The sequence below is a fragment of the Streptococcus symci genome (genome assembly GCF_006385165.1).
Taxonomy (GTDB): Bacteria; Bacillota; Bacilli; order Lactobacillales; family Streptococcaceae; genus Streptococcus; species Streptococcus symci.
The window spans coordinates 915,982-929,157 of sequence record NZ_VFJA01000001.1 but is presented as its reverse complement, the minus strand read 5'-3'; the positions used below and the strand labels follow the sequence as shown (position 1 = coordinate 929,157).

At 39.8% G+C, this 13,176-nt stretch carries 13 protein-coding genes; 4 read left to right on the top strand and 9 right to left on the bottom strand.

Features of this window, described 5'->3' with window-relative positions:
- Positions 1–36 precede the first annotated feature (36 nt).
- On the bottom strand, positions 37–1,191 hold the full coding sequence (locus FJN11_RS04505) for a DUF4352 domain-containing protein (protein WP_042751227.1): 1,155 nt from the start codon (positions 1,189–1,191) through the stop codon (positions 37–39).
- 331 nt (positions 1,192–1,522) lie between these two features.
- Between FJN11_RS04505 and FJN11_RS04500 the strand changes: the two genes are divergently transcribed.
- Both FJN11_RS04500 and FJN11_RS04495 read left to right on the top strand, forming a co-directional pair.
- Complete coding sequence (locus tag FJN11_RS04500) at positions 1,523–3,241, top strand: phospho-sugar mutase (protein ID WP_125851679.1); 1,719 nt, start codon at positions 1,523–1,525, stop codon at positions 3,239–3,241.
- Between the two features lie 111 nt (positions 3,242–3,352).
- A complete protein-coding gene (locus tag FJN11_RS04495; RefSeq protein WP_061589753.1) occupies positions 3,353–3,700 on the top strand; it encodes a DUF6568 family protein in 348 nt (115 codons plus the stop codon).
- A gap of 33 nt (positions 3,701–3,733) precedes the next feature.
- Here the strand turns inward: FJN11_RS04495 and FJN11_RS04490 are convergent, their stop codons facing one another.
- From FJN11_RS04490 to yjbM, 8 genes are all read right to left on the bottom strand, one after another.
- A complete protein-coding gene (locus tag FJN11_RS04490) occupies positions 3,734–4,543 on the bottom strand; it encodes an MBL fold metallo-hydrolase (RefSeq protein WP_049552631.1) in 810 nt (269 codons plus the stop codon).
- A 1-nt stretch (position 4,544) separates the two neighbouring features.
- Positions 4,545–5,894: a cell wall metabolism sensor histidine kinase VicK gene (vicK, locus tag FJN11_RS04485; protein WP_042751232.1), complete on the bottom strand. Its 1,350-nt coding sequence runs from the start codon at positions 5,892–5,894 to the stop codon at positions 4,545–4,547.
- Positions 5,887–6,594, bottom strand: a complete 708-nt coding sequence (gene yycF, locus FJN11_RS04480) for a response regulator YycF (RefSeq protein WP_033685152.1) — start codon at positions 6,592–6,594, stop codon at positions 5,887–5,889. The genes vicK and yycF overlap by 8 nt, the downstream gene beginning before the upstream one ends.
- 55 nt (positions 6,595–6,649) lie before the next feature.
- A complete protein-coding gene (gene mutY / locus FJN11_RS04475; RefSeq protein ID WP_140224169.1) occupies positions 6,650–7,825 on the bottom strand; it encodes an A/G-specific adenine glycosylase in 1,176 nt (391 codons plus the stop codon).
- A 188-nt stretch (positions 7,826–8,013) separates the two neighbouring features.
- A complete protein-coding gene (pta, locus tag FJN11_RS04465) occupies positions 8,014–8,988 on the bottom strand; it encodes a phosphate acetyltransferase (RefSeq protein ID WP_140224168.1) in 975 nt (324 codons plus the stop codon).
- Positions 8,989–9,031: 43 nt separating this feature from the next.
- Positions 9,032–9,928, bottom strand: coding sequence for an RluA family pseudouridine synthase (locus FJN11_RS04460; RefSeq protein WP_140224167.1), 897 nt, complete (start codon positions 9,926–9,928; stop codon positions 9,032–9,034).
- The gene (locus tag FJN11_RS04455; protein ID WP_140224166.1) at positions 9,925–10,743 is read right to left on the bottom strand and encodes an NAD kinase; all 819 of its coding nucleotides are present in this window, start codon (positions 10,741–10,743) and stop codon (positions 9,925–9,927) included. Before FJN11_RS04455 ends, FJN11_RS04460 begins: the two co-directional genes overlap by 4 nt.
- A complete protein-coding gene (gene yjbM, locus FJN11_RS04450; RefSeq protein WP_033687049.1) occupies positions 10,727–11,398 on the bottom strand; it encodes a GTP diphosphokinase in 672 nt (223 codons plus the stop codon). Before yjbM ends, FJN11_RS04455 begins: the two co-directional genes overlap by 17 nt.
- A gap of 128 nt (positions 11,399–11,526) precedes the next feature.
- Here yjbM and FJN11_RS04445 point away from each other — a divergent pair, with 128 nt between their 5' ends.
- A complete protein-coding gene (locus FJN11_RS04445; protein ID WP_140224165.1) occupies positions 11,527–12,096 on the top strand; it encodes a CYTH domain-containing protein in 570 nt (189 codons plus the stop codon).
- Between the two features lie 111 nt (positions 12,097–12,207).
- Positions 12,208–13,167, top strand: a complete 960-nt coding sequence (locus FJN11_RS04440; protein WP_001283818.1) for a ribose-phosphate diphosphokinase — start codon at positions 12,208–12,210, stop codon at positions 13,165–13,167.
- The last annotated feature ends 9 nt before the right edge of the window (positions 13,168–13,176 follow it).

The window sequence follows — 13,176 nt, the reverse complement described above, 5'->3', positions numbered from 1 at the left end:
TAAAAAAGTTCAAGTTTAAAACTCGAACTTTTAATATTAATAACCAACCCCTCCACGGAATGTGCGAGCCATATCGTTTAAATCATAGTTCTTAGAAGAAGTGTCAATGGTCCATTTCCCATCTTTTTTACTCATTTTAATTTCATACCCCTCTTTTCTCATACTATCACTAGTATCTAGAGGAGTAGACTCAAATTGGCTTGGAGCATTTTCTAGAATATACTTCTCACCAGCTTTCATAGCTTCTGAATAGTTACCATATTTTCCTTTATTTTCTTCGTAGAATTTACGGCTTAGTTCATAAACATTTAAGTTATCCAAGTCAATTGTTTCTGGTCTTACATAGATAACTGCATAGTCAGGCAAATAAGTTTTTACTTTGTATTCTACCTTTGCTCGTTTAGCATTAGCTTTGATATATCCTTCAGCAAAGGTGCGGAGTTCTGAATCTGAAGGTTTGTAGTTATAAAAACTTTTTCCGAATGATTCTGTAAATTTCTTAATGAATTCTTCCCTATCAGCCTTAACATCATTAGTGAATTCAGCTCCACCATCAGATGATTTTTTATCATCTGCAAGGGGAACAACTTTAGCCTTATTGTCAGTAGTGCTTAGTTTTTTCCCACCACCTGAGCTTTCCCCATCAAGGTAGACCGCATCAACATACTTTTTCATTACTTCTTTAGCTTCATCAATATGATCTTCGTACTTACTTGGATCAACTTTGATAGCTACGTCATTATTCTTATTAGATTTTTCTTTGATATCTTCATAGAAGCTAGGTGCAAAATGAAGCTCATATTTAGCATTTTTATCAACTTCATAGACAACATAGCCAGCTACACTTTTTCCTTTAGAAATACTATCCCCATAATCCATGAATTTAGTTTTACTGTCACTATCATACATTTGAATTGGTTCTACTTTTTCATCTTTTTCATTGTAAAGAGTGATATCGCGGCTAGTAAAACTGAACTGTTTGTCACGATTGTTTTTGATTTCTACTTGAAGTGCAAGATAGTTTGAAGATGAATTTTCATCCTTAGGCAATACAAACATTCCATCTTTAACGGATATTTCAAAGTTAGAATTTGATGCAGTACCGTTGTCGCTGGCTTTTTTCGAAGTTCCACAAGCAACAAGTGCTAAAGCTGATAACAATAAAGCAGAATGCTTAAGAATTTTTTTCATAATAGAATGTCTCCTTTTATTATTACTGATATTATACCATAGGTATAATAATATTCAAAACAGAAAACCGAATGTTTAAAAAAATCTAAAAATTATAGAATTCTTTCTAAAATTGGTGGAACAAATTATAAATGCCTAACTAATCACTAAATGTTTTTTTTAAAATCTATTTCCTATGCTTATACAATAGAAAACCAGAAAACTAAATCTGATAGATATCGTGAGGAAAATGATTTATTAAAGTAGTGACTCTCATGCTAACGTTTTACTAAAACGCTAAAAAGTGCTATAATGTGAACGGTTAAAACAATTTACAAAAAGGAGAATTTCAATGTCTTACCAAGAAAATTACCAGAAATGGGTTGATTTTGCGGAGCTTCCTGACTACCTTCGTCAAGATTTGGAAAATATGGATGAAAAAACGAAGGAAGATGCCTTCTATACAAACCTTGAATTTGGTACTGCAGGTATGCGTGGCCTGATTGGTGCTGGTACAAACCGCATCAACATCTACGTTGTTCGCCAAGCTACTGAAGGATTGGCTCGTTTGATTGAGTCAAAAGGTGGAAATGAAAAAGAACGTGGTGTGGCAATTGCCTACGATAGCCGTCACTTCTCACCTGAGTTTGCCTTTGAATCTGCGGCAGTTCTTGCTAAACACGGCATCAAATCTTACGTATTTGAAAGCCTTCGTCCAACTCCGGAACTCTCATTTGCAGTTCGTCACCTCAACTGTTTCGCAGGTATCATGGTCACAGCCAGCCACAACCCTGCTCCATTTAACGGTTACAAAGTTTACGGTGAAGACGGTGGACAAATGCCTCCACACGACGCGGACGCTTTGACTACTTATATCCGTGCAATCGAAAACCCATTTGCAGTTGAAGTTGCTGATGTGGAAACTGAAAAAGCTTCTGGCTTGATTGAAGTTATCGGCGAAGCTGTTGACGTAGAATACCTCAAAGAAGTCAAAGACGTAAACATCAACCCAGCCTTGATTGAAGAATTTGGTAAAGACATGAAGATTGTCTACACACCACTTCATGGTACTGGTGAAATGTTAGCTCGTCGTGCTCTTGCCCAAGCAGGATTTGACTCTGTTCAAGTCGTTGAAGCACAAGCAACTGCTGACCCAGACTTCTCAACTGTAAAATCTCCAAACCCAGAAAGCCAAGCAGCCTTTGCCCTTGCTGAAGAACTTGGTCGTCAAGTTGGTGCAGATGTTCTTGTGGCAACTGACCCTGATGCTGACCGTGTTGGTGTTGAAGTTCTTCAAAAAGATGGTAGCTACCTCAACCTTTCAGGTAACCAAATCGGTGCTATCATGGCTAAATACATCTTGGAAGCCCACAAAAACGCTGGAACTCTTCCAGAAAACGCGGCTCTTTGCAAATCTATCGTATCAACTGACTTGGTAACGAAGATTGCTGAAAGTTACGGCGCAACTATGTTCAACGTCTTGACAGGTTTCAAATTTATCGCTGAAAAAATCCAAGAATTCGAAGAAAAACACAATCACACTTACATGATGGGATTTGAAGAAAGCTTCGGTTACTTGATAAAACCATTCGTACGTGATAAAGATGCTATCCAAGCTGTTCTTGTCGTTGCTGAACTTGCTGCTTACTATCGTTCACGTGGTTTGACTCTTGCTGACGGCATCGAAGAAATCTACAAAGAGTACGGCTACTATGCTGAAAAGACTATCTCTGTTACCCTTTCAGGTGTCGATGGTGCAGAACAAATCAAAACGATTATGGCTAAATTCCGCAACAATGCTCCAAAAGAATGGAACGCAACAGCTATTACGGTCGTAGAAGACTTCAAAGCTCAAACAGCTACTGCTGCTGACGGTACTGTTACAAACTTGACAACTCCTCCAAGTGATGTGTTGAAATACACACTTGCTGACGGTTCATGGATTGCCGTTCGCCCTTCAGGGACAGAACCAAAAATCAAGTTCTACATTGCAGTTGTAGGTGAAACCAACGAAGAATCACAAGCTAAAATTGATAATATCGAAGCAGAAATCAATGCTTTTGTGAAATAAAACACTATAAAAGATGAGACAAACCAATCTCATCTTTTTTTCGTATCAAATCTAAGCAATTTTAGAAACTTTATGGCATACTAGACTTATCAATGAAAGCGAGGTAATCTCATGGAACAATTTTTAGATAACATCAAAGACCTTGAAGTCACTACAGTTGCGCGTGCACAAGAAGCTCTTGATAAAAAAGAAACTGCAACCTTCTTTATCGGTCGCAAAACTTGCCCTTACTGCCGTAAATTTGCTGGTACCTTGGCAGGTGTCGTAGCTGAAACCAAAGCTCACATCTACTTCATCAACAGTGAAGAACCAAGCCAACTCAATGAGTTACAAGAATTCCGCTCACGCTATGGAATTCCAACTGTACCAGGCTTCGTTCACATTGCAGATGGACAAATCAATGTCCGTTGCGACTCTTCAATGTCAGCACAAGAAATCAAAGATTTCGCTGAATTGTAAAAGATATAAAAAAGAAGGCCCTCGCCTTCTTTTTTATATATCTGTCAATGGTGTTGCAGTATCTGGTGAGGTATCATATACCTTAAAATCTACTCCAACTCCCAGATCAGCTTGTGCTAGCTGATTGACCATGGTCATATGAGCCAGTTCCTTGATATTGTTCTCCTTAGATAAATGCCCGAGGTAGATTTTCTTAGTGCGGTTTCCCATGGTACGAATCATAGCTTCGGCACCGTCCTCGTTAGAAAGGTGACCGAGATCCGATAGGATTCGTTGTTTGAGTCGCCAAGCGTAAGAACCTGCTCGCAAAATCTCTACATCATGGTTGGACTCGATAAGATAGCCATCTGCATTCTCGACAATCCCTGCCATACGGTCACTAACATAACCTGTATCAGTCAGCATGACAAAACTCTTATCATCCTTCATAAAGCGATAGAACTGAGGTGCAACTGCATCATGGCTAACTCCAAAACTCTCAATATCAATATCTCCAAATGTTTTGGTTTTGCCCATTTCAAAGATATGCTTTTGCGAAGAATCCACCTTGCCGAGATACTTGCTATTTTCCATTGCTTGCCAGGTCTTTTCATTGGCATAAAGATCCATACCATACTTGCGAGCCAAAACTCCCACTCCGTGGATATGGTCTGAATGCTCATGTGTAATCAAGATGGCATCCAGGTCCTCGGGTTTACGGTTAATTTCAGCAAGTAGGCTGGTAATTTTCTTACCAGACAAGCCTGCATCCACTAAAAGCTTCTTTTTTGGGGTTTCCAGATAAAAGGAATTTCCACTGGAACCCGACGCTAAAATACTGTATTTAAAGCCTGTTTCACTCATTCTAGTCTTCTACTTCGTCCTCCCATACTTCTTCTTTCACTGCATCCTTATCATAAGGGAGCACAATAGTGAAGGTTGATCCCTTACCGTATTCACTCTTAGCCCAAATAAAGCCCTTATGTTGTTTGATAATTTCTTTAGCAATAGACAGTCCCAATCCTGTTCCACCTTGAGCACGACTTCTGGCACGATCCACACGATAAAAACGGTCAAAAATACGTGGTAAATCCTGCTTAGGAATACCCAAACCTTGGTCTGAGATAGATAAAATCATCTGATCATCAGTTGTCTTCATGGTCACTGTGATTTTCCCACCATCTGGTGAATACTTAATGGCATTGTTAAGAATATTATCAATCACTTGTGTCATTTTGTCTGTATCAATTTCAATCCAGACAGACGTAATCGGATAATCTCTAACCAATTCGTATTTCTTCTCTTCATCTGATCCCCTCATCTTATCAAAACGGTTAAGAATAAAGGTAATAAAGGCTGTGAAGTTAATCAGTTCGACATCTAGATGACTGGTTGCATTATCAATACGTGAAAGATGGAGAAGATCTGTCACCATTCGCATCATACGGTTGGTCTCGTCTAGAGACACCTTGATAAAGTCTGGAGCGACAGGTTCTGACAAGGCTCCCTCATCCAAGGCTTCAAGATAGGATTTTACGCTAGTCAGAGGCGTTCGTAGCTCATGACTAACGTTGGAAACAAAGAGTCTCCGTTCCCGTTCTTCCTTCTCCTGCTCCGTCGTATCATGCAAAACTGCAACCAAACCTGAGATAAAGCCAGACTCTCGACGAACCAAGGCAAAACGTACACGAAGGCTCAGATATTCACCATTGGCATCCTGAGAATCAATCATAAGCTCAGGAACTTGGGTAATCAAATCACGAAGTTCATACTCATCTTCAATCTCAAGCAATTCTAGGATACTTTTGTTTAGAACATCTTCTTTCTGAACACCTAACTGTTTCTTAGCCATGTCATTAATCATGGTAATCTTGCCACGACGATTGGTCGCAAGGACTCCGTCCGTCATATAAGAGAGGATACTATGTAATCGTTTACTCTCTTGTTCCAGATTTTCTTGAGTCAAACGGATTACTTCTGATAAATCATTGAGATTATTGGTAATATTAGTGATTTCAGAGCTTCCCTGCATATCCAATACCTGAGAATAGTCTCCTGCAATCAGGTCTTTCACCTTTTGATTAATTTGCTTCAACCGAATATTATCTCGCCGATTTTCTAGCAAAAGCAATGTAACAATCAAGATAAAACCCAATAAAATTAAAATGAAGATAAAATCACTAGTAAGAATATTTTTTCTAATAAATTCAATCATTATTTCTCATATAATAACCAACACCGCGACGTGTTAGGATATACTCTGGACGACTTGGTGTATCTTCAATCTTCTCACGCAAACGTCTGATAGTTACGTCAACAGTTCGAACATCTCCGAAATAATCATAACCCCAGACCGTTTCAAGCAAGTGTTCACGGGTAATCACTTGACCAATATGAGAAGCCAAGTGATACAAAAGCTCAAATTCACGGTGGGTTAAGTCTAGTTCTTCACCGTATTTCTTAGCCACATAAGCATCTGGCACAATCTCCAAGTCCCCAATTTGCAAGGGTTGGGTTTTCTTTTCATCTGACTCTTGATTATCTACAGAAGCCAAGTCCGTGCGACGAAGAAGAGCTTTAACACGTGCCTGCAACTCACGATTTGAGAAGGGTTTGGTTACATAGTCATCTGCACCAAGCTCTAAACCGATAACCTTATCAAATTCACTGTCTTTAGCTGAAAGCATGATAATAGGTACACTACTAGTCTTGCGAATAGTCTTAGCAACTTCTAAACCATCAATTTCTGGAAGCATCAAATCCAAAATAATAATATCTGGTTGCTCTGCTTCATATTGCTCTAGCGCTTCACGACCATTAAAAGCAGTTACAACCTCGTAACCTTCCTTGGTCATATTAAACTTGATAATATCCGAGATTGGTTTTTCATCATCTACAATTAATATTTTTTTCATTTGTTCACCTTTTTCTCTACTATTATATCAAAAAAATAACAAGAAAACACAATAGCTAGTCTTTGCTACTGTCTAACTTGGCTTGTGCATAAGCCTGCCAGATTTTTTGTTGGGGTTTGGCAAGTGGAACATCCTTGAACTCTTCTGGTGAAAACCAGCGAACTTCCCTATCGGAAAAGTTATGAAAGTCAGTCACCTGACCTGCTACAATTTGAACATGCCACTTGCGATGACTAAAGACATGCTTAACCATTTCAAAATAAACATCAAGCCAATCAACATCTAGGTCATAGTCCTGCTGGAAACTCTCTTCTGGACTGGGACCAAAGTTCACATTTTCTTCTGCAACCTGATGAAAGAGGTCAAACTGCTCTTCTTGCGAAAAGTTATCAACTTCTATCAAGGGGAAATGCCAAAAACCTGCCAAGAGCTTTTCACTTTCATTTTTTTCAAGTAAAAATTGTCCCTGAGTATTTTTCACAACTAGGGCTTTTAGATAAATGGGAACTGGCTTTTTCTTGGGAGCCTTGATTGGATAACGGTCCATTGTGCCATTCTGATATGCCGCACTAAAGTCCTTAACTGGGCTTTCTTCTGGTCTGGGATTTACAGGCGCCTCAATATCAGATCCCAAGTCCATCAAAGCTTGATTAAAGTCACCCGGACGCTCTGGATCAATCAAGATTTCCATCATCGCCTGAAAAATTTTTCGATTACTTGGAATCCCAATATCGTGATTGACTTCGAACAGACGCGCCAAAACTCGCATGACATTTCCATCTACAGCTGGCTCAGGTAAGTTAAAAGCAATACTGGATATCGCTCCTGCTGTGTAAGGACCAATCCCTTTCAAGCTGGAAACTCCTTCATAGGTATTTGGAAATTGACCACCAAAGTCAGCCATAATCTGCTGAGCCGCAGCCTGCATATTACGAACTCGAGAATAATAACCCAAACCTTCCCAAGCCTTCAGTAAACGCTCCTCAGGCGCTGTTGCCAAACTTTCCACTGTTGGAAACCAGTCCAAGAATCGTTCGTAGTAAGGGATAACTGTATCCACTCTGGTCTGCTGGAGCATGATTTCAGATACCCAGATATGATAAGGGTTTCTACTTCTCCTCCAAGGTAAATCTCGTTTGTTTTCATCATACCAAGTGAGAAGTTTCTTACGAAAAGAAACAATCCTCCCCTCTGGCCACATGACGATACCGTATTCTTTCAAATCTAACATATCTCTAGTATAACACAGAAGGTTCTAACTGTCCTTTTCCTAGTATTAATACTCTTCGAAAATCAAATTCAAACCACGTCAACGTCGCCTTGCCGTACTCAAGTACAGCCTGCGGCTAGTTTCCTAGTTTGCTCTTTGATTTTCATTGAGTATAAAAAGCCTCTTCCCAAGGGAAAGAGGACTAAATCTTATTGATGAACTGCTTGGGCTGCTGTGATAAGGGTCAACTTGTAAACATCATCAGCATTACATCCACGAGAAAGGTCGTTAACTGGCTTGTTCAAACCTTGCAAAACAGGTCCAACAGCCGCAAAGCCACCAAGGCGTTCAGCCATCTTGTATCCGATATTTCCTGCCTCGATACCTGGGAAGATGAAGACATTTGCTTGACCAGCAACCGTACTTCCAGGAGCTTTCAGAGCTGCAGTTTCTGGAACGAAGGCAGCATCAAATTGCAATTCCCCATCGATTTCAAGGTCAGGACGCAAGTCGTGAGCAATTTTAGTGGCTTCAACAACCTTATCAACACTTTCACCAAAACCTGACCCTTTAGTAGAATAGCTTAGCATAGCAATTTTAGGTTCGATGCCAAACATCTTAGCTGTGATTGCTGAGTTGATGGCAATTTCAGCCAAGGCTTCTGCATCTGGATTGATGTTGATGGCACAGTCACCAAATAGGTAACGTTCCGTACCACGAACCATGAGGAAGGCACCTGAAGTACGAGTAACATTTGGACGAGTTTTGATGATTTGAAGAGCTGGACGAACTGTTGAAGCAGTTGAGTGAATCGCTCCTGACACCATTCCATCAACCAAGCCCAGGTATACTAACATAACACCAAAATAGTTGACATCTTCAACCAAAACCTTGCGTGCATCTTCTTCAGACATTTTGCCCTTGCGACGTTCTACCAAGGCAGCAACCATTTCTTCAAATTTATCGTAGTGTTGAGGGTCGATGACTTCATAACCGTCCTCAATACCTTCAATTTCAAGATAAATTTTAATTTTTTCAGGATTTCCAAGCAAAACAGGAACCACTTCTGTTTCTTTTACCAGGCGTTTAGTCGCTTGAAGAATACGAGGTTCTTCCCCTTCAGGGAGAACGATACGAGCATTTTTACCAACCAAGTTGGCTTTGAGACTTTCAAAAACTTCCATGAGTTTTCTCCTTTAAGATAATAATTATACTCTGAAACTGTTTTTATAGAGTATTAGTTGATAACTGGGTAATAAGGTTGCTAAAATCATCCGGCAAGGGATTTTCTAACTGCAAGTCTTGCTCTAAAAATGGATGATAAAAAGATAGGTAATGGCAATGCAGGGCCTGACGTTGAATGCCGTCATCCAGACTACCTCCGTACAAGTCATCGCCCAATAAAGGGAAACCAATATGAGAAAAATGGACTCGGATTTGGTGGGTTCGTCCAGTATGAAGGCGAATGTCGACCAAATGAATATTCTCATAAGATGCTACAATCTTGTAGGAAGTATGGGCATACTTTCCACCTTTAGCCACTCTTCTGGTGATAATGGAGTCTTCATCACGCGCAATCGGAGCAATAATTTCCCCCTCTGACTCCAAGTGTCCATCGCCTTTAACCAAAGCAAAGTAGCGTTTTTCAATGGACTTCTTCTGCAACTGCTTGTCTAATCGTGCATGGGCATAGCCGTGCTTAGCAAAGAGCATCAAGCCAGAAGTATCTCTATCAAGTCTAGTTACAATGTGAACCTGCTGATTTTCATAGTCTTGCTTGACGTAGTAACCCTTGATAAAATTGGCAATGGTATTAGAGTGGTTGACACTAGGAATAGAAGCCACTCCATAGGGTTTATTTAAGACTAGAAAATGGTCATCCTCATAGAGAATATCCAGTGGACGCTCGATAGCTTCCAGAGTTTCAAAACCTTCCTCAGCGGGAATATCAATGGTAACGTGGTCTCCAATATCCAATAGATAGGTTGCATTTTGCATTTGGTCATTGACTAGAATAGCTCCACCTCGAAACTTAATCTTGGCCAGAAGCCCCTTTGAAACCTCGTGCTTTTTTAAGAAAGTCTTGACCTTGACATGTTCATCAGCGATAAATTCAAACCTCATTCCTCCACCTCGCCGATAAAAGCGTCCTTAACACGATTCCAGAAACTGGTGTGGCTAGGTGATGCGACAAAGTGAATCTTATGATGATCAATTTGATACTCAATTCGCTCAATATTGCGGAAAGAATAAACGCTATTGTCAACCGAAATGGTATGGTAATCGTTTCTCGTTGGAATGAGTTCAATCTTATCCTTCTTAGGAACAATAATAGATGAACCCAAGGTTCGATAGACACGATTGTTAAGGCTAGCAATTTCCGTTAATTGCAAAGCTTCAATGGTTGGGTGTAAAACAGCTCCACCAAGCGACTTGTTATAGGCTGTACTACCAGTCGGTGTCGAAACTGTTAGCCCATCTCCACGAAAACGTTCAAAGTGGACGCCGTTAATCACAACATCCGCCACCATGGTTCGATCAGACCTGCGGATACTGGCTTCATTTAGTGCTCTAAAAACCTTCACTTCACCATTTTCAAGAAAAACCTTCACATTCAGAACAGGGTAAGAGACTCTTGCACCAGTATCTAACTGCAAATTAGTCACTAGCTTGTCCAACTCAAAATCACGGTAGTCCGTATAGAAGCCCAAATGTCCAGTATGAACACCAATGAAGCGGACCTTGTCAAGCTGATTTTCGTACTTATGAAAGGCCGACAAGAGCATGCCATCCCCACCAATGGAGATGACAATATCCGGATTGGTATCATTGAGTATAAACTGATTTCTCTTCAAACGATCTCGCAATTCATACAAAACCCTTTGACTCTGCGGTTTTCTATTAGCTATCAGGTCAATTCGTTTACCTGTATTCTTCATCTGTATCGTCACTGTTTCCTACACCATCATTTAATTTTCTACTCAAAGGATCAAAAAGTGCCTGGGCTTCCTGGATATCATCTCGAATTTTACCCATTTCTTCATCCAACTGATGAGCAATTTTGGCAGTAATTTCCAGTCTCTTTTTAATTTCCTCTGGGAAATCCCCTTGGTACTTGTAGTTGAGAGAATGTTCTATCGTTGCCCAGAAATTCATAGCCAAAGTACGAATTTGAATTTCTGCTAAAATGGTCTTGGCTCCATTGATAGTGTCAACCATATATTCTACTACCACATGATAGGAACGGTAGCCTGAAGCCTTTCGATGAGTAATGTAATCTCGCTCTTGTACGATCCGCATATCCTGACGCTTGCGCAAAATAGCCACAACTTCTTGGACGTCATCTACAAACTGGACCATCACACGTAAACCAGCAATATCCTGTAAATCGTGTTCTAATGTCGCATAAGTAATACCACGTCGAGCCATTTTTTCCTTGATGCTCTCAATCGGCTTGACTCGACCAGTCACAAACTCAATCGGAGAATGCTTATTTTGCTTACGATATTGCTTACGAATACCACGTAGTTTAATCTTTAACTCACCAACAGCTTGAATGTAAGGATCTAGAAATTCTTCCCATTCTAAGGTCATATATTCTCCCTTGTTCCCATATTATCCTTCAAAAATATCTTTGATTTTTTCTCCAGATTCATATACAATAAATACAAAGCTATTATATCATATAATCCGCTTTCATAGACAAAGAAAAGGTAAGAAAATTGAAACATTTAGAAATTGAATTGAAAACACTCTTGAAAAAAGATGAATACAATCGTCTAAAAGACCAGTTCACAGACGTCACTCCTGTTCTTCAAAAAAATTACTACATCGACACTCCTGATTTTGAACTGCGAGAAAAGAAAGTTGCTATGCGCATTCGAACCTTTGAAGACTGGGCAGAATTGACACTTAAAGTCCCACAAAGTGTTGGAAACATGGAATACAACCAAAAATTGCAACTAAAAGATGCTGAAAACTATTTGAGCAAGAAAGAACTTCCTCAAGGGCTAGTACTGGATGAATTGGCGAAACATGGTATTAAAACAAGTGAATGGCAGATTCTGGGTTGTCTAACGACACTTCGCTATGAAATGCAAACAGCTATTGGTCTCATGGCGCTAGATGAAAGTCAGTACTTTGATATTACAGATTACGAATTAGAGCTTGAAGTGGAAAATCACGAGCAAGGGAAACAAGATTTCCAGCAATTTTTAGAGGAAAATCAGATTGCTTATCAAAAAGCTCCCTCAAAATTGGTCCGATTTGTCAAAAGCATGAAAAATAGCTGAAATAATCTCCATTTTTTGGTAAAATAGAAAAAATAAAATACAAGAATCCCAGTTCATATAGGCTAGGCAGATATGGCTAGGATTTAAAAAGTTTACAGAGGACGGTCTATAATGTCAGATAGAAAAAACATGAAACTTTTCGCACTCAACTCTAACCAAGAGATTGCACAGAAAATTGCTCAAGCTGTTGGTGTCCCACTTGGAAAACTATCATCACGTCAATTTTCAGACGGAGAAATCCAAGTGAATATTGAAGAAAGTGTCCGTGGTTATGATGTGTACATCATCCAATCAACAAGTTTCCCTGTTAACAACCACCTAATGGAATTGTTAATCATGGTTGATGCTTGTGTTCGTGCAAGTGCCCACAGCATCAACGTTGTTCTTCCATATTTTGGCTATGCACGTCAAGACCGCATCGCTTCACCTCGTGAGCCACTTACAGCTAAACTAGTTGCTAATATGCTGGTTAAGGCTGGTGTCGATCGTATCCTTACGCTTGATTTGCATGCCGTTCAAGTTCAAGGATTCTTTGATATTCCTGTTGATAACCTCTTCACAGTTCCCCTATTTGCAAAACATTATTGCGATAAGGGCTTACTTGGCTCAGATGTTGTTGTTGTTAGCCCTAAAAATTCAGGTGTAAAACGTGCCCGTAGCTTGGCTGAATATCTTGATGCTCCTATCGCCATTATCGATTACCCTCAGGACGATGCAACTCGCAACGAAGGTTATATTATCGGTGATGTTGAAGGTAAGAAAGCCATCTTGATTGATGATATTCTTAATACAGGACGCACCTTCTCTGAAGCTGCTAAAATCGTTGAACGTGAAGGGGCTACAGAAATTTATGCTGTTTCTAGTCATGGTCTCTTCGTTGAAGGAGCTGCTGAACTTCTTGACAATACTAATATTAAGGAAATTCTTGTGACTGATTCAGTAGCAACAAAAGAAAAAACTCCTAAAAACGTATGCTACATCACTGCTAGTGAGTTAATTGGTGATGCCATCGTCCGTATCCACGAAAGAAAACCAGTCAGCCCACTCTTTGCCTACAACAAAAAGAAATAAGGTGATTCT

Bases quoted from the DNA above. Each gene is read 5' to 3' on its own strand.
- mutY (WP_140224169.1), bottom strand. From the start codon at position 7,825: ATGTTAGATTTGAAAGAATACGGTATCGTCATGTGGCCAGAGGGGAGG.
- FJN11_RS04490 (WP_049552631.1), bottom strand. From the start codon at position 4,543: ATGAGTGAAACAGGCTTTAAATACAGTATTTTAGCGTCGGGTTCCAGT.
- yjbM (WP_033687049.1), bottom strand. From the start codon at position 11,398: ATGACCTTAGAATGGGAAGAATTTCTAGATCCTTACATTCAAGCTGTT.
- FJN11_RS04440 (WP_001283818.1), top strand. From the start codon at position 12,208: ATGTCAGATAGAAAAAACATGAAACTTTTCGCACTCAACTCTAACCAA.
- FJN11_RS04500 (WP_125851679.1), top strand. From the start codon at position 1,523: ATGTCTTACCAAGAAAATTACCAGAAATGGGTTGATTTTGCGGAGCTT.
- yycF (WP_033685152.1), bottom strand. From the start codon at position 6,594: ATGAAAAAAATATTAATTGTAGATGATGAAAAACCAATCTCGGATATT.
- FJN11_RS04460 (WP_140224167.1), bottom strand. From the start codon at position 9,928: ATGAGGTTTGAATTTATCGCTGATGAACATGTCAAGGTCAAGACTTTC.
- FJN11_RS04505 (WP_042751227.1), bottom strand. From the start codon at position 1,191: ATGAAAAAAATTCTTAAGCATTCTGCTTTATTGTTATCAGCTTTAGCA.
- FJN11_RS04495 (WP_061589753.1), top strand. From the start codon at position 3,353: ATGGAACAATTTTTAGATAACATCAAAGACCTTGAAGTCACTACAGTT.
- pta (WP_140224168.1), bottom strand. From the start codon at position 8,988: ATGGAAGTTTTTGAAAGTCTCAAAGCCAACTTGGTTGGTAAAAATGCT.
- FJN11_RS04455 (WP_140224166.1), bottom strand. From the start codon at position 10,743: ATGAAGAATACAGGTAAACGAATTGACCTGATAGCTAATAGAAAACCG.
- vicK (WP_042751232.1), bottom strand. From the start codon at position 5,894: ATGATTGAATTTATTAGAAAAAATATTCTTACTAGTGATTTTATCTTC.